Annotated in this window: 21 protein-coding genes and 1 pseudogene; 13 read left to right on the forward strand and 9 right to left on the reverse strand. The window is 34.1% G+C overall.

What is annotated here, in order from left to right; genetic code table 11:
- Positions 1 to 393: 393 nt before the first annotated feature.
- Both MHI39_RS10945 and MHI39_RS10950 read left to right on the forward strand, forming a co-directional pair.
- Positions 394 to 630: a helix-turn-helix transcriptional regulator gene (locus tag MHI39_RS10945; protein ID WP_058006931.1), complete on the forward strand. Its 237-nt coding sequence runs from the start codon at positions 394 to 396 to the stop codon at positions 628 to 630.
- Positions 602 to 967, forward strand: a complete 366-nt coding sequence (locus MHI39_RS10950; RefSeq protein ID WP_180213766.1) for a DUF2178 domain-containing protein — start codon at positions 602 to 604, stop codon at positions 965 to 967. The genes MHI39_RS10945 and MHI39_RS10950 overlap by 29 nt, the downstream gene beginning before the upstream one ends.
- Before the next feature lie 154 nt (positions 968 to 1,121).
- On the opposite strand, the gene MHI39_RS10955 is transcribed toward MHI39_RS10950, so the two are convergent.
- Positions 1,122 to 1,253: a hypothetical protein gene (locus tag MHI39_RS10955; RefSeq protein ID WP_257234352.1), complete on the reverse strand. Its 132-nt coding sequence runs from the start codon at positions 1,251 to 1,253 to the stop codon at positions 1,122 to 1,124.
- 490 nt (positions 1,254 to 1,743) lie between these two features.
- Here MHI39_RS10955 and MHI39_RS10960 point away from each other — a divergent pair, with 490 nt between their 5' ends.
- The 3 genes from MHI39_RS10960 to MHI39_RS10970 all read left to right on the forward strand — a co-directional run bounded on the left by MHI39_RS10960 (position 1,744) and on the right by MHI39_RS10970 (position 4,465).
- Positions 1,744 to 2,028 (forward strand): hypothetical protein, encoded by a 285-nt coding sequence (locus tag MHI39_RS10960; RefSeq protein WP_342541236.1) that lies wholly within the window; start codon positions 1,744 to 1,746, stop codon positions 2,026 to 2,028.
- 11 nt (positions 2,029 to 2,039) lie between these two features.
- On the forward strand, positions 2,040 to 2,216 hold the full coding sequence (locus MHI39_RS10965; protein WP_342541237.1) for a hypothetical protein: 177 nt from the start codon (positions 2,040 to 2,042) through the stop codon (positions 2,214 to 2,216).
- Between the two features lie 1,120 nt (positions 2,217 to 3,336).
- Positions 3,337 to 4,465 (forward strand): IS3 family transposase gene (locus MHI39_RS10970; RefSeq protein ID WP_152984831.1). Its coding sequence is split into 2 segments (ribosomal slippage): positions 3,337 to 3,600 and positions 3,602 to 4,465, totalling 1,128 coding nucleotides; the frame shifts between segments, so codons are not numbered across the junction.
- Between the two features lie 210 nt (positions 4,466 to 4,675).
- Here the strand turns inward: MHI39_RS10970 and MHI39_RS10975 are convergent.
- Together MHI39_RS10975 and MHI39_RS10980 are read right to left on the reverse strand one after the other, a co-directional pair.
- Entirely contained in the window at positions 4,676 to 5,137 is a 462-nt protein-coding gene (locus MHI39_RS10975) for an isoprenylcysteine carboxylmethyltransferase family protein (RefSeq protein ID WP_342541239.1), read from the reverse strand.
- Complete coding sequence (locus tag MHI39_RS10980) at positions 5,137 to 6,210, reverse strand: 3-oxoacyl-[acyl-carrier-protein] synthase III C-terminal domain-containing protein (protein ID WP_342541240.1); 1,074 nt, start codon at positions 6,208 to 6,210, stop codon at positions 5,137 to 5,139. Before MHI39_RS10980 ends, MHI39_RS10975 begins: the two co-directional genes overlap by 1 nt.
- Positions 6,211 to 7,280: 1,070 nt before the next feature.
- Between MHI39_RS10980 and MHI39_RS10985 the strand changes: the two genes are divergently transcribed.
- Positions 7,281 to 7,733, forward strand: coding sequence for a chemotaxis protein CheX (locus MHI39_RS10985; RefSeq protein ID WP_251337146.1), 453 nt, complete (start codon positions 7,281 to 7,283; stop codon positions 7,731 to 7,733).
- Positions 7,734 to 7,773: 40 nt separating this feature from the next.
- Here MHI39_RS10985 and MHI39_RS10990 read toward each other — a convergent pair whose 3' ends face one another.
- From MHI39_RS10990 to MHI39_RS11005, 4 genes and pseudogenes are all read right to left on the reverse strand, one after another.
- Positions 7,774 to 8,544: a glucose 1-dehydrogenase gene (locus tag MHI39_RS10990; protein WP_259545194.1), complete on the reverse strand. Its 771-nt coding sequence runs from the start codon at positions 8,542 to 8,544 to the stop codon at positions 7,774 to 7,776.
- A 279-nt stretch (positions 8,545 to 8,823) separates the two neighbouring features.
- Positions 8,824 to 9,240: pseudogene (locus tag MHI39_RS10995) on the reverse strand (solute carrier family 23 protein); the annotation flags it as partial.
- A 190-nt stretch (positions 9,241 to 9,430) separates the two neighbouring features.
- Positions 9,431 to 10,276, reverse strand: coding sequence for a copper amine oxidase N-terminal domain-containing protein (locus MHI39_RS11000; RefSeq protein ID WP_058006928.1), 846 nt, complete (start codon positions 10,274 to 10,276; stop codon positions 9,431 to 9,433).
- A gap of 541 nt (positions 10,277 to 10,817) precedes the next feature.
- Positions 10,818 to 11,946, reverse strand: a protein-coding gene (locus MHI39_RS11005; protein ID WP_152984831.1) for an IS3 family transposase whose coding sequence is annotated in 2 segments (ribosomal slippage) — positions 10,818 to 11,681 and positions 11,683 to 11,946 — 1,128 coding nt in all. Because the reading frame shifts where the segments join, the coding sequence is not laid out codon by codon here.
- 702 nt (positions 11,947 to 12,648) lie between these two features.
- Between MHI39_RS11005 and MHI39_RS11010 the strand changes: the two genes are divergently transcribed.
- The 5 genes from MHI39_RS11010 to MHI39_RS11030 all read left to right on the forward strand — a co-directional run bounded on the left by MHI39_RS11010 (position 12,649) and on the right by MHI39_RS11030 (position 19,288).
- A complete protein-coding gene (locus MHI39_RS11010; RefSeq protein ID WP_342541242.1) occupies positions 12,649 to 16,281 on the forward strand; it encodes a dynamin family protein in 3,633 nt (1,210 codons plus the stop codon).
- 26 nt (positions 16,282 to 16,307) lie between these two features.
- Positions 16,308 to 16,496 (forward strand): hypothetical protein, encoded by a 189-nt coding sequence (locus MHI39_RS11015; protein ID WP_058006434.1) that lies wholly within the window; start codon positions 16,308 to 16,310, stop codon positions 16,494 to 16,496.
- A complete protein-coding gene (locus tag MHI39_RS11020; protein ID WP_342541243.1) occupies positions 16,490 to 17,320 on the forward strand; it encodes a sulfurtransferase in 831 nt (276 codons plus the stop codon). The genes MHI39_RS11015 and MHI39_RS11020 overlap by 7 nt, the downstream gene beginning before the upstream one ends.
- A 104-nt stretch (positions 17,321 to 17,424) precedes the next feature.
- The gene (locus tag MHI39_RS11025; protein WP_078110801.1) at positions 17,425 to 18,327 is read left to right on the forward strand and encodes a 5'-3' exonuclease; all 903 of its coding nucleotides are present in this window, start codon (positions 17,425 to 17,427) and stop codon (positions 18,325 to 18,327) included.
- 679 nt (positions 18,328 to 19,006) lie between these two features.
- A complete protein-coding gene (locus MHI39_RS11030) occupies positions 19,007 to 19,288 on the forward strand; it encodes a DUF6123 family protein (protein WP_342541244.1) in 282 nt (93 codons plus the stop codon).
- Between the two features lie 20 nt (positions 19,289 to 19,308).
- Here MHI39_RS11030 and MHI39_RS11035 read toward each other — a convergent pair whose 3' ends face one another.
- Positions 19,309 to 20,232 (reverse strand): DMT family transporter, encoded by a 924-nt coding sequence (locus MHI39_RS11035; RefSeq protein WP_058006431.1) that lies wholly within the window; start codon positions 20,230 to 20,232, stop codon positions 19,309 to 19,311.
- A 4-nt stretch (positions 20,233 to 20,236) separates the two neighbouring features.
- On the reverse strand, positions 20,237 to 20,635 hold the full coding sequence (locus tag MHI39_RS11040; protein WP_058006430.1) for a reverse transcriptase-like protein: 399 nt from the start codon (positions 20,633 to 20,635) through the stop codon (positions 20,237 to 20,239).
- A gap of 280 nt (positions 20,636 to 20,915) precedes the next feature.
- Between MHI39_RS11040 and MHI39_RS11045 the strand changes: the two genes are divergently transcribed.
- Positions 20,916 to 21,569: a reverse transcriptase-like protein gene (locus tag MHI39_RS11045; RefSeq protein ID WP_342541245.1), complete on the forward strand. Its 654-nt coding sequence runs from the start codon at positions 20,916 to 20,918 to the stop codon at positions 21,567 to 21,569.
- 79 nt (positions 21,570 to 21,648) lie between these two features.
- Complete coding sequence (locus tag MHI39_RS11050; RefSeq protein ID WP_058006428.1) at positions 21,649 to 21,879, forward strand: zinc-finger domain-containing protein; 231 nt, start codon at positions 21,649 to 21,651, stop codon at positions 21,877 to 21,879.
- Positions 21,880 to 21,898 lie beyond the last annotated feature (19 nt).

Here is a 21,898-nt window from a genome sequence, read left to right on the forward strand (position 1 = left end):
AGATTAATGTTTATGACTGTATTGTTGCTCAGGTACTAAATTAAATAAAATGAAAGTACCATAAACTGGACGTTTTGTTGTTATTAAATCTGATGTTTTGCGTCTTATTAGCAAAGATATTAGATTTTCTCGTGAATATTATCACCCGACTGCACTACTCTGACTGTTTTTGCACCACTTAATATCATGAAATGCACAACCAAATACCATAAAATACACCAGATCGATATGTAAACCTGAAAGAATCATGAATTTCGTCAGGTTCTTTCTGTATTCTGGATCTTGCTGAATCAAAGTAATCTAACCGAAAATAAAAATATTTAATACTTTTGTATAAGTTTACTTTACGTTAACTAAAGATTAGTTTATCATTTTATTCATGAGGTGATGGTCATGAAGAAAGATTTTGGTGATTCGATATCAAATAAGGTTTATGAATATCGCGTACTTGCCAGAATGTCTCAGCAAGAATTAGCAGAGAAAGTCGGGGTTTCCAAACAAACCATCTTTGTCATGGAAAAAGGAAATTATGTTCCAACATTGCTGTTAGCCTTTCGAATTGCAGAATTTTTTAAAGTTGATGTAAACGACATTTTTACTTATGAGAAAGGAAGTGATCATAGTGATTAATTTTTCTGAAATCTTTAACGCTATTTTTAACCCGTTAAAGTCTTGGGCTGAACAATCACAAGGAAATTGGAATCTTCTCATTGTTAGCGGTTTTATATTGGTTTTTGTCGGAGCAATTGTAACATACGCACTACACAAAAAAATGGGTAAAGTTGATGAAAGAACAAAGCAAATATCTTTAAATAGTGCACTTATAGTGTTATGTGTAGTAATTTTATGCGACGTGATTTTCCCGAAAGAATATATGTGGCAGATTTTCTTCTTATTTAAATATTCTCTTGCATTCCTTGCTTCAGCAATCTATCTAGTAGTTCGATATAAAAAAGACTTTTTTTAACTATAGAACGAAACAGGAGGATATGAGAAATGCCTGTAAATTCTATGAGAGAATTCGTTGTTGATTTTAGATAGAACACTGTGTATGTGATGAGTCGAGAAAGACTTATTTCATCAAAACCATGTTCTCCTTTTCATTAATCTAACCCTATTATTTAATACCTTGTTTGTTTCAGTATTTCTTTTGCTTTATCTGAAATGATATCGCTTTTATAAAGTGCTACTACGGCTTTCATCATATCTTTCTCTTTTAAAGCAAGAGCATTATTAATTGTGTGCCCATTCATTGTATCTCTCATTAATCGTTGTTTATAGTTTTTAGTAACTCCATTGACTTTAGGTGTACAAAAGTTAAATACAATAGTGTATTCTCAATTTACCTGATGTTTAACTCTATCATGTCTAATATATTCAACTTTGTCTTTCTATTTTATCTCTCTCTTTTAATTTATTTGACACTTACTTACCTAACTTTAATATCAATAATTAATAAATAATAATTGGTGATTAAAAGATTGAACAAAATGAAAATCTTACTAATGACTCTAGTATAATTCATGACTATAAAGAATAGTCAGATAAATACATTGTGACGTGTTGACAATTGTGGTAATAATCACTTACAAAGTAAAGCAAAGAAATATATACTTTCTTTCGTCAATGTAGTAATTGAGGAATGAAGAAACGAATCTAATAATTATTTGAATTTTTTACAAATATCCTCTACTTAATATTTTAAATCTAGTAAAATAGTAATATAAAATGGAGGTGGAGAATATGTACACTGTTCAACAAATGCAAGCTCTTGACTACCTATTAAAAAGAATCCTTTTAGAAAGTAATTATCCTTTCTATGGGAAGAATCTAAAATTAGTAATCAGTTACAATAATAAGCTTTGGTATGGTGATTTTGTTCAAATGGATGGGGTATTTGCATACCAATATTTCATTGACGATATTGGTGACATTGAAAAAGTTAGATTCAGCCCAAATTATGACAATAGTGCATTATTTAAATCTATATGGGACTCATATCAAGAAACAATCTGTTTAAAAAGATAAATGATCCTACAATGCTCTTCAATTCATTATTACGAATCTTAAATTATGCAGATATTAATGATGAATTCAGTCCTTTTTACCCCTATTTATTAAATGCTAAAACTTTAAAAGGTTCATTAGAATTACCATTAATCAATCTCGAAGATACTGATATTGAATTAGTATCTATAATTGAAGTAATCGATTAAATTACCTTGAGTCCCAGAATATTATTGGGGCTTTTTATAAATGTCGCAATTTATCTTAAAGCTCTTTAATCTCTTCAACATAAGCTCTTTTATAACATTCTCAATTATTCCGTTCTTTCCATACATAATAACAAGCATCTACATGCTAAGGGAATCAAATCGTGGATTATTGTTTGAACAGGCAGATAGCCATATTATACTTTTTGTTTCATCAAATAGTTCATCATTTGACATACTATTAACTTTATTTACCCCTATTTGGCTTCAATAGCATAATACACTCTATATTACCTTATTTAATAAATAGGTAATTAAATATTAATCCATCTATGTAAATATTAATCCTCATTTTCCTTACTACGTACATATAAATCGTCAACTTTGCAATCAAGTAATTCAACCAAATCATACAATTCAGGTACGGAATGATAACTTTTGCGTGTACACCAATTACTAATTGTATTGAGTGATTTACCATACCTCTTTCTTAATTGTTTTCTATTATATCCTGCTCTTTTATTAATAACCATCCTATATTACTTATTACTGTTTTCATCTATAACACCAAATAAATATATTCAATCGCAATTTAATTAATTCCTTTCACAATATTAGACAAAACTATCTCTAAATATGATTTATCAAATACCAAATTCAATTCCACCCCCAATAGCATGTCTGGGTATATGCCAAATGACTACGAGATCCTTAATATAGTAGTCTTCAAAAAACTCCAATCAAAAATTTTTGATTGATAGGATAACTTACTTTCTACCGCAAGTTTTGAGGTGGCTTTGTAAGGAGGAAAATTGAATGATATATGTGATAGTACTATGTTGATAGGAGGTTTAGCGTGGCAAGCATATTTATCAAATAATGGAGAGGGAATTGATTCCAAAAATATAGAAACTTTATTGATGAACTGGATTGAATGTAAAAGATTGAAACAAAACATACACCACTCAATTAATAAAAAAGAAAAATTTAGATTGGGGTCTAGAGTATTGCCATCGTATACCATGTGGTAGGTGTGAACCAACCTTATCTACATTGGCACTTATTTTAGATATAATGGACCCAAGAAACTAGACACGAAATGAGGAGATGTTAAAGTAGGTTTATGAAAAGAAATCGATACACACCAGAGTTTAAAGCTCAAATCGTGCTAGAGGTCCTAAAGGAAGAAAAGACCATGAATGAAATCGCTTCATCTCATGGAATTCACGTCAATCAAATTAGACAATGGAGGAATGCATTTCTTGATCAAATGCCTTCGATCTTCGCTAAAGAAAATAAAAAAGCGGATCAAATGAAGGCGGAATATGAAAATCAAATTGAAAACCTCTACGCTGAGGTTGGCCGTTTAACCACGCAATTGTCGTGGCTTAAAAAAAAATCTGGAATCAAGGAGTAGGGCCGAGCGTATTCAAATGATTGATTGGGATGATAAAGAGCTGCCAATCACTACCCAGGCTCAGCTGCTTGGGCTCAATCGTACTAGCTTGTATTATAAGCCAGTCGAGCCTTCTCCTGAGGAAATATTTATCAAGCACAAGATTGATGAAATTTATACCAAGCATCCCTATTTTGGGTCTAGGCGAATTACTGTTGTTCTAAACAACAATGGAATAAATATTAATCGCAAGGCTGTACAACGTCATATGCGGGAAATGGGCATTGCAGGGATTTCTCCCGGCCCTAACCTTAGTAAACGCAATCTTGAGCACCGGATCTATCCGTATCTTCTTAGAAATTTGGCCATTAGCCACCCTAACCACGTCTGGGGAATCGATATTACCTACATTCGCCTCCAACGAGGCTGGATGTATCTTGTAGCTCTGATAGACTGGTATTCTCGCTTTGTCGTTAGCTGGGAGCTAGACCAAACACTAGAGATTGACTTTGTCTTGGAGGCAGTGAAACGGGCTCTGTCGGTAGGACAGCCAGAGATCTTAAATAGTGATCAGGGTAGCCATTTTACCAGTCCCCAATATACCGGATTACTGCTGGATAAGGACATCCGAATTAGCATGGACGGCAAAGGAAGAGCCCTTGATAATATTGTTACAGAGAGGTTATGGAGAACGATTAAATATGAGGAGGTTTACTTAAAAGATTACGAGAGTCCAAGAGAAGCAAGGAAAGAGATTAACAATTTTATCCACTTCTATAACTATGAACGCCCTCACCAATCGATTGGCTATAAACCCCCCGCCTCCGTTTATGGCCTCGGAGTGATTCATCCATAAGGGATGATACTTCTCAGGGAAGAACCTGTCAAGGGTATGGCTAGCCCTCGCTCCGCTCGCCCTTGACAGAACCTCCCCTGAGAAGGAAAAATAGAGTAGGATGAATCACTCGCAAAAAAATGTGCACCTACCACCCCCCTAGCCCCAGTGAGCACCTCTAGCTCCTATAAAGCAGATATCCATAATGGATTCTGACCCACCTTAAAAAATTTAAATTAGTGTCTTGACGAAGGGGTCCACTTTACAAATTAATGTGATATAAGCATTAAACATTAGTGGAATGATTAATAATTCTAACGTAACAATTAAATAATTGGGATGTTTTAAATATTTGTAGGGTCCTTTAGAAATTGTTTTGGAACTAGGTAGTACGATAATTTTCGTATTCCAATACTTCCCCAAAGAATAAATAACCCATATCCTACCTAGCTGTGTGATAACAAAAAGGGCTAACCAGACTATCCATAGTGAATGAATCGTTTTTTCGAAAAAAAATACTTCAAGTAGTAAGGCAAGAAAGAAACAGGAATGAATCATCACCATTAGTTGATAATGTCTAACACCATATTCCTCTCCACCGTTTTGCTTCATCCAGCGTTCATTTTTCTTTGCTAAGAAAAGTTCAGCTAGCCTTTGTATAATAATGATTGAGAAAAAAAGATTAAAAAACATTATTCCCACCTCATTAACAACTGTTCTGAACTAAAACCCGGGCCTAAAGCTAAGGCAAGACCCCATTCACCTGACTGGATATTCTTTTCCATAATACTTTTTAGTACATAATGGATGGTAGGAGAAGACATATTCCCAAATTGTCTGAGTACTTCCCTCGATGCTTCTGTTATTGAAGATGGGAAGTTTAAACTTTTTTCGTAAGCACTAATAACTTTTTTCCCACCTGGATGAGCAATAAATTGTGAGATATCGGTAAGTTTTAGCCCATACTTTTGAATAAATGTTGCTATTTTTGGTTTTAGCCAGCTTTCTACTATTGATGGAATATCTTTAGAAAAAACGACATGAAGACCATCATTCTTAATATTCCACCCCATTACATCCATAGAATTTTTCATCAAGTTAGATTTCGTGTCAATTATAGTTGGTAGTGGGAATGAAATATTTTTAAGTAGCTCACAATCATTTCCTACTACTAATGTACATGCAGCACCATCGGCAAATAATGATGTACCAATTAAATTACTTTTGGAGTGATCATTTTTTTGAAACGTAAGACTGCAAAGCTCAATAGATAGCACAATAACCTTATCTTTCGGATGTGCAAGACAATAATCATAAGCACGCGATAACCCTGCAGCCCCACCTGCACAACCAAGTCCCCATATTGGAATACGCTTAATATCCTCTCTTAAGGGAAGTTGATTCAGTATTCGCGCTTCTATACTTGGGGTAGCCATCCCGGTTGTACATATCATAAATATTGCATCAATATCGAAATAATCGATTCCTTCCAATTGTTCGAGGCAATCATTTATTGCTTTTTTTCCTAATTCAAAGGATTCATCTATAAAAGCATCATTTTTCTCGGCAAATGAATGTTCTTGCTCATACCAATCTAAATCCTTAACAAAGTATCGTGAAGTTATTTCACCGTTTTCAAACACTCTCAAAAGTCTATGAATATCTGGAAACGAGGAAGAAAACAAGCGCTTGGCAAATTCCATTGTCTCATTTTGTGAAATCTTATAAGTAGGTTTTCCTAAACCAACTGCACATATTTTAGACATTTTATAATCTCTCCTTATGCGATAAGGATATGTTTACCAAATAAAGGAGAATTATGTATAAGGATAAAAAAAATGCTGTTTTCGTATAGTTTGTTGCTTTGTAAAAGATTCAGCGATTCTTAAAAGGTTGTAGCTCTTTTCTTAGTTAAATGAAAAGGGACTTGCTATATGAATCGTTATTTTCTTCCTTAACGGCATTCAAACTCTCTCTTTGGTTACCATGTACGCTCCATTTCCTCCTTCAAGGGAACCAAACTCTCTTTGGTTACCGGGCATGCTCTATTTCCTCCTTCAAAGGAATCAAGCACTCTCTTTAGTTACCGTGTATGCTCATTTTCCTACTTCTAGGGAATCATACTCTCTCTTTGGTTACCGAGCATGCTCTATTTCCTCCTTCAAGGGGATCAAGCACTCTCTTTAGTTACCGTGTACGCTCATTTTCCTCCTTCAAGGGAATCATACTCTCTCTTTGGTTACCGGGCATGCTCTATTTCCTCCTTCAAAGGAATCATACTCTCTCTTTGGTTACCGGGCACTCTCATTTTCCTCCTTCAAGGGAATCATACTCTCTCTTTAGTTACCGTGTACGCTCATTTTCCTTCTTCAAAGGAATCAAGCACTCTCTTTTGTTACCGGGCACTCTCCATTTTCCTCCTTCAAGGGAATCATACTCTCTCTTTAGTTACCGGACACTCTCCATTTCCTCCTTCAGGGAATCATACTCTCTCTTTGGTTACCGAGCATGCTCTATTTCATCCTTCAAGGGAATCATACTCTCTCTTTGGTTACCAGGCACTCTCTTTTGTTACCGAGTACGATCATATAATGCTTTTGAAAAGAGCAAAAAAAAATGCCCCAATAACTGGAGCATCCACTTTTTTCGTTTTGAAGGAATTGTTGTGCAATTTTATTATACCTTTGAAATCATATATACCATAGAATCAAAAATTTCCATATAAACATTCCAAGTCGCCATCATATTCATTTTTTCGAAATTATTTAAAAACTATTTAATAATCTCACCTAAAATGATACTATAAATTTAGACAAAATTCGGGAGGAAACGACTATTGACACAAACAAAAAATGTGACAGATGTACTAAATTCAACAATTGAAGCATTACAATCTGTCCTACCCTTTACGATTATCATTGATTCTCCAAAGCTTTTTAAATCACCAATTGCTGGGCATACTGTCGGTGTCTTAATCGGAATTACTGGTGACATTAAAGGAAGAATGATCATTGATGCTGAAAAAGAAATGATCTCAAAAATTGGAGAAGGTATGTTTGGCATGCCACTTCAAGAAGAAATGCTCGAATCCTTTGCGGGAGAACTAGGAAACATGCTTGCAGGAAATATGTCAACTAGTATATCCCAAAAAGGATTTATCATTGATATTACTCCACCAACTGTTATTATTGGACATTCCAAGTTTTCTGGTTTCGAAAAAGCACTTTGTCTTCCTGTAAATATCGAACAAGCAGGGGTATTAAACATTATCTTATCAATTGAAATGTAAAGAGCGGTTACTACAATGTATAAACCGCTCCTGAAAAAAATTAAAATCCATTTATCGTCATACCACCATCAACAAATAACGTTTGGCCTGTTATGTATTTTCCTGCTTCAGAGGCGAACATAATCGCTGGACCAACCAACTCTTCCAATTCACCAATTCGTCTCAAAGGAGTAACGGCTAAGATATCATTTACATAGGCTTCATCTTGCAATAAAGATTCCGTTAAAGGAGTTTTGAAATACCATGGTCCAATGGCATTTACGTTAATATTATATTTCCCCCATTCAAAGGCTAAAACCTTAGTCATCTGAATTAATGCAGCTTTTGTAGCAGCATACACCACTCCTGTTCTTAATGCAATATGTCCTCCTACAGAGGCAATTGTAATAATCTTTCCTTCATTTTGCTGCTTCATAAAATGTCCTACCTCTTGAGAAGCCATGAAAGCAGATTTTAAATTCGTATCCATTATTTTTTGCCATTCCTCATCTGTAACATCCAATGCTTGAGAACGAATATTCATTCCGGCATTGTTAACCAAAATATCTATTTTCCCTGCAGACTCAGCTACATGGTTAATAGCCGCTTTTACCTCATCGCGATTAGTTACATCCGTGGGTAAAATATAAGCTGTTCTACCTAGTTGTTCAATTATTTTAGCAGTATCGACTAAATCAGCTTCTGTTCTAGATAATAACGCAATATTTGCTCCAGCTTCCGCAAAACCAATTGCTAAAGCTTTTCCAATTCCTCTACCTGCACCAGTAATAATTGCTGTTTTTCCATTTAAATGAAATGAAGGTAAATACATAATATCCCTACTTTTTTAAACATATTTTAACATACTCATTTCAATCGATAAAATAAAAGGATCAAACCCCATTAAGGTTTGATCCATAAATGTTTTGATATTGTACGTGGATAATAATTTTTCTTGTTACGTCTTTCCCGCATTTACTGCAACTTTCCTGTTTATCAGTTAAGTTTCTACAATGCTCACAATAATATTTTTCCATATAATCGTGTCACACTCGCTTCATAAAACTATAGATTATTATATGCACTTTAAAGCGATTGTGTGACTACTTTTTTAAGAAGCTTTTTGACCTATTATTTCGATGCTTTTCTTTTGCTTAGTAGCCGAATGATTAAATAAAAGATTTAAAAGAATTGCCGTAAAGCTTCCTGCAACAATACCATTACTTGTTAAGATTTGAAAATTTTCAGGGAGATGGGTAAACATTTTAGGGACCACTGTTACTCCCATTCCCATACCAACTGAGCATGCGATAATCATTAAATTTCCTTGGGAAGTTAAATCAACACGGCTAAGCATTTTAATACCGGACGCAATGACCATTCCGAACATTGCTACCATGGCGCCACCTAAAACAGCAGAGGGAATAATGGTAGTTAATGCCCCTATTTTAGGAATAACACCTAAAACCATCAAATATACTCCCACTAAATAAATCACATTTTTAGACTTAATCCCTGACAGTTGAACACGGGAAAAATACGGATGAAGTCCATATATTATAATGACTAATTTAATCACGTTTTGATAAAATTAGTACTCCCACATATTAATTAGTCATGAATATTTTATAATCTTATTCTGAAATATAAGCTGTAATCTATTAATTTACAATAAGATTATAAGACTAGGTAAATTGTTCCTAGTCTAGTAAAGTACACTACTCAACATTCCATTTAACAAGTGCTTCTTTAATTATACCATCTTGCAGTGAATGAAATGTTAACTCTTTAATTTTTACATTCTTGTCGAATACATAAAAATAGTAACCGGATCTGGATTCACCTTTATAAATATATCCGAAAGATTGTGAGCGATAACTGAAACCCATATTGTTTAGTTCATGCTCATACATTGGTTGATCTAGTTTGAATTGAAAATTTCCTGGCATTTGAACAGGAATATCTGATTTATTGTGATAATCAAAGTAAATCTCAATACCTTGGGAAGCATATTCGATTTTTTGAAGAGTGATGTCTAACTGAGCATTAGAAAAAGTTTCCCCAATTTTTAATGTTGGAATTTCTTTAACTGGTTCTTCTGGTTGAGGATTAGGGATAGTTGGTGCTTCATTTGATGTAGATTTTTTAATATTGATTACTTGATTTTTACTATCCCAGTCAACGTTAGCTCCTGTAGATTGTCCAACAAAACGTAGTGGCACTAATGTACGACCATTTTTAATCTTAGCAGGAACATCTAAAGATCCCTTTTTACCGTTAACAGTTGCAGCTTTACTACCAATAGTTAGTTCTATATTTAAATCCCCTTTTTTACCAGTAACTTTTTTGGTAAATTGATCATATCCAATGCTTAACCCTAATGCATTAAACAAGGATTTAAACTCAACGAGCGTAGTCCCATTTTCAACTATCGGATTAACATCAAACTTAAGCTGATTACCATTATAAAAGACTTTGATTGGTTTACTTGCTGCTCCTGATGCTAAAGGACTTAGAGTAAAGATGAGAATGACTGCTACTAAACTTGTAAATAGTTTTTTCATACTATACCTCCAATATGATAATAGATTACTTTGCAGTTAGATATTACCATATTAAGAGAAAAAGAGACTAATATATTATTAAATTCAGACATTTTTACTCGCTTTTATAGCCTTCCCAACCTGCTTCAAAACATTCAATATTAAAGGTGTTACCTGTATCAATACATAACCTAGTCCTGCTGATTGAATTAAAGAACATACCTTTTCACATTACCAAACATATAGAAAAACACGCTCCAACAATGATCACATTGCTACTGGAAAGGATAAAGCAAATAAGATATCTCAACGGGATCTTAAAGTGGACCCCTTCGTCAAGACACTAATTTAAATTTTTTAAGGTGGGTCAGAATCCATTATGGATATCTGCTTTATAGGAGCTAGAGGTGCTCACTGGGGCTAGGGGGGTGGTAGGTGCACATTTTTTTGCGAGTGATTCATCCTACTCTATTTTTCCTTCTCAGGGGAGGTTCTGTCAAGGGCGAGCGGAGCGAGGGCTAGCCATACCCTTGACAGGTTCTTCCCTGAGAAGTATCATCCCTTATGGATGAATCACTCCGAGGCCATAAACGGAGGCGGGGGGTTTATAGCCAATCGATTGGTGAGGGCGTTCATAGTTATAGAAGTGGATAAAATTGTTAATCTCTTTCCTTGCTTCTCTTGGACTCTCGTAATCTTTTAAGTAAACCTCCTCATATTTAATCGTTCTCCATAACCTCTCTGTAACAATATTATCAAGGGCTCTTCCTTTGCCGTCCATGCTAATTCGGATGTCCTTATCCAGCAGTAATCCGGTATATTGGGGACTGGTAAAATGGCTACCCTGATCACTATTTAAGATCTCTGGCTGTCCTACCGACAGAGCCCGTTTCACTGCCTCCAAGACAAAGTCAATCTCTAGTGTTTGGTCTAGCTCCCAGCTAACGACAAAGCGAGAATACCAGTCTATCAGAGCTACAAGATACATCCAGCCTCGTTGGAGGCGAATGTAGGTAATATCGATTCCCCAGACGTGGTTAGGGTGGCTAATGGCCAAATTTCTAAGAAGATACGGATAGATCCGGTGCTCAAGATTGCGTTTACTAAGGTTAGGGCCGGGAGAAATCCCTGCAATGCCCATTTCCCGCATATGACGTTGTACAGCCTTGCGATTAATATTTATTCCATTGTTGTTTAGAACAACAGTAATTCGCCTAGACCCAAAATAGGGATGCTTGGTATAAATTTCATCAATCTTGTGCTTGATAAATATTTCCTCAGGAGAAGGCTCGACTGGCTTATAATACAAGCTAGTACGATTGAGCCCAAGCAGCTGAGCCTGGGTAGTGATTGGCAGCTCTTTATCATCCCAATCAATCATTTGAATACGCTCGGCCCTACTCCTTGATTCCAGATTTTTTTTTAAGCCACGACAATTGCGTGGTTAAACGGCCAACCTCAGCGTAGAGGTTTTCAATTTGATTTTCATATTCCGCCTTCATTTGATCCGCTTTTTTATTTTCTTTAGCGAAGATCGAAGGCATTTGATCAAGAAATGCATTCCTCCATTGTCTAATTTGATTGACGTGAATTCCATGAGATGAAGCGATTTCATTCATGGTCTTTTCTTCCTTTAGGACCTCTAGCACGATTTGAGCTTTAAACTCTGGTGTGTATCGATTTCTTTTCATAAACCTACTTTAACATCTCCTCATTTCGTGTCTAGTTTCTTGGGTCCATTATATTGCTTCTTCATATTAAATCAATTGATATTAGCGATAAGAATTCCATATGAAGAGAAAATATTAGCTGAAAATACGGATTACGCATTCATTCATAATGAACAACCAAGATATTTTCCAAAGCTAAAAAAGTAATTGAAAACCTTTCTCGATTATGATATCTTTTTACTTGAGGATGAAAGTTATTCTCAGTTACATAGAAAATAATTTTTTTAAATAATAGGTCTATTTTTCATTAAACAAAAGGTGGTGGGACAATATGGTTTGGGGATTGGTAAGCATAACTATTGTTGTCTATAGTATGTTAATGAAATATATTATAAAAGGACTTAATCCTAATATAGTGAAGCAAGATTAAACTTATAAGCGATTTTAAACGTTCACGGCTAATGTGGACGTTTTTTTATTTGGTTCTTCTCTCAAACAATCGTATTTTACTAATAAATATAAGATTATTACCGTGACCTCCCTTTAGTTCACTTAGAAAAGTGATACAAACATCATAAGAACCGCTGAAGTTTATTAAGTCTAAAAGAATGCAGTTAGGCAACTAAACGAAAGCAATCATTTTTTTAACAAAACTAAGATGTTTTTAAAAGCAGAATTTTTTCTTGGGAAACAACATCAAATCCGTTAAAATAGGAGTATCAAATGTTAGTTAGGGAGATAAAAATCAACATGACAAAAACGATGGACATCAATCAAACACAAGAATCAACAGAGCAATTGATTGGGTTATACAAACATTTTCATAATAATGGAGATATAGAGCGTGCGGAAAAAACGGAAGCACTATTAAAGAAATTATTGAATCATGAATACATTATTGCCTTCTGTGGTCATTTTTCAGCAGGAAAATCAACGATGATCAATTCCTTACTTGGAGAGAATGTCCTTCCTTCAAGTCCCATTCCGACAAGTGCTAATCTTGTTAAAGTGCATAAATCCCAAAAGGATTTTGCTAAGGTATTTTATCGTAATGAACCACCGTTGCTATTCCAAGCACCATACGATTTTGCCAAGGTTAAGGAGTTTTGTAAAAATGGTGATGTTCGAGAAATAGAGATTGGTCAATCATTATCAAAATTATCTGATGGTGTAACAGTGATGGACACGCCTGGAGTTGATTCTACAGATGATGCTCATCGAATTTCAACTGAGTCAGCTATTCATTTGGCTAATATCGTATTTTATGTAATGGATTATAATCATGTCCAATCAGAATTAAATTTTACGTATACGAAGGAACTTTTACAAAATGGCGTGGAGCTATACTTAATTATTAATCAAATTGATAAACATAATGAGGAAGAATTGTCCTTCGAAGAGTTTAAAATGTCTGTCAAAGAGTCCTTTGCATCATGGAATGTACACCCAAATGGGATTTTTTATACAACATTGAAAAAGCCAAATGATACACGAAATCAATTTTCTGATGTTAAAAATCTAATTGATAACACTTTGAAAAATAAGGAAGAACGTTTAAGAGCATCCACGGAATCATCAATTCATATACTTGTTCAAGAGCATTTTAAATGGCTTAAAGAACAGCAAGAAGAGAAATCGTTACACGCTGAGGAAATTCTACAGCAATATTCTGAAGAAAAGCTAGCAACTATTTTAAAGGATGAAAAGGCTCTTGCTGAACAAATTGAGCAATTAAATAACCGATTTAAAAACTGGCAAGACAAATTTCATGAACAGGTGGAAGAAATTTTAAAAACTGCATATTTAATGCCTTATCAAACACGGGAATTAGCAGAAAAATATTTGGAATCGGTTCAACCCGATTTTAAAGTCGGCTTATTTGGAAAGAAAAAAACAGTGATTGAAAGAACTGAACGCTTACAATCCTTCTATCAAAATCTTTGTACTCAAGTAGATTCCCAACTGAATTGGCATCTTCGCCAGTTTGCTATAAAGATATTGAAGGAAGAAGACATTATTAATGATGATCTTCAAAGAACTGCTCAAAATTTAACCGTTGAATTTGATGAAGAGTTCATCTCTCAAATGGTTAAATCTGGTGCACGATTAACAGGTGAATATGTACTAAACTATTGTGATCAAATAGTTGAACGCTTACAGAAAAAAGCAAGGGTAATTTGTCAGGATTTTAAAGAAAAAACAGGGGAAATATTGAAAAGACAAATTGACAAGGATTTAGCAGCTCTTCGAGATGAATGGCATTATGTACAAAAAGCAACGGAAGCGATAAAAGAAATCGAAAACTTTGAAAGTGAAAGAAAACAAAAGGAAGAAAATATCTTTAAACCATTATCAGACCTAAATGAATGCTATCAAGCATTACAAAATCATTGGCTAGAAGAAGAGAAAAATATTCGGATTTATAATAAACAAGAAGAACAAGCAACAAATCAGGAGCAAAAAAAACAGATTATTAAAGAAGCTGAGAAAGAAACTACTAAATTGGAAACAAATGATTCGTTAGAGAACATCATTTCTAAATTGAATCAAGCTGTCACCTTATTAAAAAATCGAAAAGGATTTCAACGGTTAATAGATAATTTAGCCTTAAAAGCAGAAAGACTGAAGAATAGAAAATATACGATTGCCTTGTTTGGTGCGTTTAGTGCTGGTAAATCTTCTTTTGCGAATGCACTTTTAGGAGAAAAAGTACTCCCTGTATCACCAAATCCGACGACGGCCGCTATTAACCGCATTTGTCCACCAACAAAAGAACATATGCATGGTACTGCAGCTGTACATTTGAAGACAGAGGCACAAGTGTTAGAAGATGTCCAAAAATCACTGAAATACTTTGACCAACAATGTAAATCTTTGGCTGAGGCAGAGGCATTGATTCCAAAGCTAATAGAGAAGGAAAATACGGAGGGTTATGTAAATGTACATCTCTCATTTCTTAAAGCATTTCATGCGGGATATTCAATTTACCAGGACACACTAGGCCAAACATTAAAAACAGATATGAATGAATTCAGAGGTTTTGTTGCGAATGAAGCGCAATCATGCTTTGTAGAGTCTATTGATTTATTTTATGATTCTGAACTTACGAGAAGAGGAATAACTCTAGTTGATACTCCAGGGGCAGATTCGATTAATGCGCGTCATACTGGTGTAGCATTTGAATATATTAAACAATCAGATGCCATTCTCTATGTTACTTATTACAATCATGCATTTTCTAAGGCAGATCGTGAATTTCTAATCCAGTTAGGTAGAGTAAAGGATGCATTTGAATTAGATAAAATGTTCTTTATGATTAATGCAATCGATTTAGCTGATTCTTTAGAAGAAAAAGAGGAAGTTCATACATATGTGTATGAACAATTAACCCAATATGGAATTCGTTTTCCGCGTCTTTTCGGTATATCTAGTCTTTTAGCACTAACAGATCGTGTAGAGGAATCGAGAATTGATGAGTTTAAAAACGAATTTAATCATTTTCTTGACAATGATTTAATGCAAATGACCATTCAATCAGCTGTATCAGAATACCAAAAAGGCTTACAAATGCTAGATCAATTTATAACCACTGCACAGGAAGGAAAAGAAGAGAAACAATCGAAGAAGCAAAAATTAAAAAAAGAGCAGGAAGATATTATTCAATTAATGGATGCTTCAACAGCTGAGTCAGCCATTGAACAATTTGAGCACGAAAGCAATGAATTATTATTTTATGTGAAACAAAGAGTATTTTATCGTTTCCCAGACTTTTTTAAAGAAGCATTTAATCCATCATTAATTCAAAAGACGAATAAATCATCACTTAATATTGCTCTTGATGACTTATTACAAAGTCTCGGCTATGATTTTGCACAGGAACTTAGAGCAACGTCATTAAGATTAGAAAACTTTATTAAAGAAACTTTAAAACATCGATTCAATCAAATAAAAGATCAAATTACAGAAATTGAGAAGGATATTACTCTTTCAATGATAGAGTTCAATCCAAACAAAACACCAGAGTTTCCTAATGCATTTGAATCGATTTCAAAAGCTCCATTAGAGAGGTCCTTTAAATATTTTAAAAACGCCAATGCCTTTTTTGAAAAAAATGAAAAACAAAAAATGCAAGATGAACTAGAAGAAAAACTTAAACCATTGGCGGATGAATATATTAGTGAGCAGGAAAAGGTAATTTTGTTGAGCTATACAAACTATATTAATCATGAATTTTCACGAATGAAAAAAGAGATTGCTGCTGATGTCAGTGAACAATTTAATGGTTGGTATGATATCCTTGATGAACATATAGATATTCAGGAATGGGTAGAAATTAAAAATCAACTTAATCGATAATAGTTGGAAATTAGGGAGTGGATTTAGTGAAGAAAAATCGGTTTCATGTATGTGCAACATGTATCCATTTTCATGCTGAAAAATTGGATCATGGTATGCATTATTCATGTAGTCGTTTAGGATATGAGACAAAGCCGAATTACACTTTTGATTGCTGGACTCCAAAAGACCATATTATCAAACTAATAGAAAAAGAACGGGGGGAGTCATGTTGAGTATAATTGTTCCAATAAATTGGTTAAAGAATCATTTACACGAAGATAATGTTCGAATTATTGATTGTCGATTTACCTTAGGTGAACCAAGTGCAGGGGAAAAAGCATATATGCAAAATCATATTCCTGGTGCTGTTTATTTTGACTTGGAAAAGGATTTATCCGGTAAACCTAAAGAACATGGTGGTAGGCACCCTCTTCCATCATTGAGTGAATTAAAAGAAAAACTTGAAACAGCAGGAATAGATAGAAATGTTCATGTTGTACTATATGATAATGGGGAGGGGCAATATGCAAGCCGTTTATGGTGGCTCCTCACGTATTTAGGACATCAGAGGGTTTCAATAGTAAATGGTGGGTATCGTGAGTGGATAAACGCAAAATATCCAATTGATAATAAAGTGCCTAATTATAAAAAAGCAAACTTTCCAGTTTCTATTCAATCTTCAATGCTAGCAACCATTGAAGATGTAAAAGAAAATATGCTTTCTCAGCAAGCAATTTTAATAGACTCTAGAGCTTATTCACGCTTTGCTGGGATCGAGGAACCTATTGATAAGAAACCGGGTCATATCCCTGGCGCGATCAATAAAGAGTGGATGGAAGGTTTAAAAGATGGATATTGGAAAGAGAAAGAACAACAAATAGAAAGATTCACTGAATTTAATAAGTCTGATTCATTTATTGTTTATTGTGGTTCAGGTGTAACAGCAACACCAAATATAGTAGCCTTAATGGAGGCAGGGTTTTCAAATATCAAGCTATATGTGGGAAGTTATTCTGATTGGGTTTCCTACGATGAAAATCCAATTGAAAAAGTATAGGAAATACCAAGGGACAAAGTGGTAAAAATAACTTTGTCCTTTCGTGTTATAATGGACTATATAAAATGGAATAAAGATAACGTAAAGAAAATAGAGGTGAAAATATGAATAATAAACCAAATTTATTATTAGTGGATGGAATGGCATTATTGTTTCGAGCTTTTTATGCCACTTCCGTTACTGGCCAATTTATGATTAATTCAAAAGGAATGCCAACCAATGCTGTTCAGGGATTTATGCGGCATTTATTTTTTGCCTTAGAAGCTGTTGAGCCAAGCCATACAGCAATATGCTGGGATATGGGAAGTAAAACATTTCGGAATGAAATGTTTGATGGATATAAAGCAAATCGTTCCGCACCACCAGTTGAGATGATTCCTCAATTTGATTTAGTTAAGGAAGTTGTAGAGGCTTTTCATTTAACCAATCATGGGGTGGTAGGATATGAAGCAGATGATTGTATAGGAACTATCGCCAAAAGAATGCAAAATGATGCCAAGATAACTATATTAACGGGTGATCGAGATTTATTGCAACTATTAGATGAAAATATCGAAGTTCAAATTCTTCAAAAGGGCTTTGGAAATTATAATCATTATAGTCATACTAGCTTTATAGAAGAGATGGGAATAACCCCTAATCAATTTATAGATGTTAAAGCATTAATGGGAGATACAAGTGATGGGTATCCAGGTGTCAAGGGAATTGGAGAGAAGACTGCGATGAAGCTTATTCAGGAATATGGTACGATCGATGAATTGCTAAAGAATTTGGAGCGGTTAACACCAGGTCAACGAAAAAAGATTGAAGAGGATATGGAAATGCTTCATCTTTCAAGAAAATTAGCAAGAATTCATTGTGAAGTGCCAATTGAGTTTTCTCTTGAAACCGTGATTAGAAAACAAATCCCGAACACATTTATAGATATGATTGATGAATTAGAATTAAAAAGCATAAGACGTCACTTGATTCAAAGTAAATGGTTGGAACAGGTTGAACTTGCTTAAAGATAATTTGTTCTATTTGGAGATTTAATTTAAACCGAAAAGCATTTAATTCCGGCTTTTCGGTTTTTTTGATGTTTTTTAAAGGCTCTTTTCGCAAACATTGTTGGTATTTAAGTAAAAGATTAACTACTAAATATCCGCTGAAGATCGCTAGAACTGCAAACACTATAAGAACAGCTGATATCCTTTATTGGGCTTTTACAAAAGCAACAACGCAAACAGCGCGTCTAAAAGTCAAAGTCTGATCCCACAAGTGACGATTCTATCTTTACACTTTATTTGGTTTCTTTTGAATTGAGGTTTGTGAATTTGGCTGATATTCCTCGGAAAATTCTATGTTCTCTTGACCCCAACCTAAGGGGTGTGAACCAGGTGTAACTTTTTCCCTACTATTTTTTTTCCTTCTACCCAATAAACTCACCTCCGTAAATGTAGACTTCCCAATATAAATAGAAATATATAAATTTGCGGTTAAAAAAGAAAAAAATTGTACGCTAGTAAGCTGGACTTTGTAATAAATTGTCTTGAGTAAATCTAAAGAATAGATGAAAAGAGTAGGAACTAACCGATCCTGAAAGGATGTTTCCCAATTTCCATTACATTTAAAACATTCATATAGTCACCAAATTAAAAATACTGTACAATAATAAAGGATGTTCGGGGAGTGGAGGAGAAAGAAGTGGATTCAAGAAAAGCTTCATTAGATGAGTACCTAGTTTATTTAAGGGATAAAGGTTTTAAATTTGAGGAGGATGTCATCGGGTTTATCTATTTTGGTAAACAATATACCGCTGCATCAGATCAAAGCATAAAGGCTGCGATTGAAATAACACTAAAAACACAAAAAAGCTTTGATGGCAGCTTTTATATATCTTTATTGGAAACATTTAAAAGAAAAAATATTGAAACAAGGAAGCAGGCATATACATATGTTAGAGAGATCGGCTTATTACCTGCATGAAGAGGGCATGACGCCCTCTTTTATTTTGGAATTGTCTGCTTCTTCTTAAATGGGAATATCCCCCATTTACTTACTGGAAGTTCAGCTATGATCATGCCAAATAATATAAGAATGCAACCAATTACCGCTCCTATACTCAAACGCTCATTGATCCATAAAAATGATGTTATAGCTGCAAAAACAGGTTCCATGGCTAAAATGATCGCAACTCTTGTGGGTGAAGTAGCTTTTTGGGAATAGGTTTGGATAAAAAAAGCAATTGAAGTTCCTAAAATAGCAGTAATAAATAGTGCAAATAATAATGACGAGGAATTGTAAAGTTCTGGATTTAATATGATTTCCCAATTTTCAAATATAAATGCACTTATTAAGCAAAGAAATGCTACAGTAAAAAGTTGTATAGTTGTAAGTAACAATACGGGTAATTTTTTTGCAAATCGATCGGTAAAGATAATATGGAAAGCAAAGCCAAATGTACAAAGTAAAACATAAAAATCACCAATTGAAAATGGAGAAGTATTTTTTACTGCTAATAAATATAATCCAATTGTAGCAGCTATCGACCCAAGTATCGCTGTTGGTGATGGCCGACTTTTTAAAATAAAAAAAGCAAGTAATGGAACCATTACAACGCTTAAACCTGTAATAAAGCCAGCTTTAGAAGGGGTTGTATAGAGTAATCCTATTGTTTGTAGTGAGTAACCAATAAATAAACAACTTCCTAAAACAACACCTGCTATAAATGCGTTTTTTTGAGGGATTTTATTTTTTTTCCTTCTAATTAAATAAATGATAAGAATGATTATTCCGGCAATCATAAAACGAATAGCATTAAATAGAAGGGGTGGTAAAATATCAATTGCATTTTGTACAATGACAAACGTTGCACCCCAAATAAATGCAACAAATAGTAGTAAGATTTCAGCTGTGAATTTTTTATTCAAACTATCACCTCAAATCCTTATTTAAACGTATTCCTTGACGTGCTAATTCATCTGCAGTTTTATTTTCAGAACTTGGTACCCATTTAATAAAAAACAAATCAAATGATTTTGTTAATGATAATACCTGATTTAGTAATACTCGATATTTTTCTTTTTTTGCGAACTCTTTTTCAACAGCATGCACAACTGCTGTGGAGTCAGATCGAACAGAAATAATCGAATATTTCTTTGATTGGCAGATCTCTAGCGCTTTAATAAGTGCATGGAATTCAGCCTCATGATTATTTAGAATCCCTAAGGGAAAAGAGTAACGTTCAACTTGACCATTATTTTTAATGAAGATTCCAGCACCACTATGCCCTGGGTCTCCTGCACTTGCTCCATCAATATAGACTTCCACCAATACTAACCACTCCTATCAATTGTAAAAGTAATAATATATCATGAATTGGTAAATAAATAGTATCATTAAGTAAACATCGTTTTTAGTCTCTTTCCATATTATCTATTTAAGTACAGAGAGAATATCTATGTTGTAGGATGAATGAAGGATTTTTCATCCTTACGGAATAATTTAAATGTCAAGAACTCTTTCTATTGTAATATGAATGTAAGCGACAATAAAAGGAAAAGTTTAACCAAGGGCATTAAAATATAATTAATAATTATTTAGGGGATTTGCTATGAATTATAAAATTCTTTGGAAATATAAAGCACCTAAAATGGATACCATTTTCTTAGAAACGGAATGGATATCAGAAAAAGTTATCGATCGGTTAATGGATGATTTTATTAAAACGGGTCGGACAGTAGATATAACGATTCTCGATGAAATGGGAAATGAGTGGACGAAAAAAGAATATGTAAAATTGAAAAAAGCAATTGAACTGGAGCCCAGCAATATTATTGTTTATTTTGATGGAGGATATGACCTTAAGCAAAAGGTAGCAGGAATAGGAATAGTGATTTATTATGATAAAGGTGACAAACATTTTCGAGTACGTTCTAACTATCGATTGGAAGAACTTGAGTCAAATAATGAAGCAGAATATGCAGCACTATATAATGCAATTATGTTATTGGAAGAGTTAAATATTCGCCATATGCCATGTACAATAAAAGGGGATTCGCATGGTGTATTGAAGCAATTATCAGGAGAATGGCCATGCTTTGAAAAGGTTTTAAATCAATGGCTGGATCGAATTGAATCAAAAATAAAGAAATTAGGGATAAAACCAATTTATGAGCCGATCCCTCGTAGTGATAATAAGGAAGCCGACCAATTAGCATCTCAAGCACTCAATAATAAGATTGTGCATAGTCAAATTGAATTATAAATGTTAGATAATGGATATTGGAATCAGAACTTAAAATCCATACCAAAAGGGCCATTTTATATAATGAAAGGTTGAGACGATGAATCGAAGAACCATCTTAGAGGATATGAATACTATAATAAGCACATATTGTGAAGGATGTTTTGTTAAATCAGCTTTGAGGAAGGAATATAATAAAGGATACGCACATCAATTTTGTATTCGTGAGTGTACAGTTGGGGAGCAAATAAAGAAATATGGAGAAGCACTACTTAATCACAAAAATGGTCAAACTGCCGAGGCGCATATGAATCAAAACCAAAAAGGCTGACAGAAGTCAGCCATATCAT

This window comes from Heyndrickxia sp. FSL K6-6286 (assembly GCF_038630395.1).
GTDB classification, from domain to species: domain Bacteria; phylum Bacillota; class Bacilli; order Bacillales; family Bacillaceae_C; genus Heyndrickxia; species Heyndrickxia oleronia.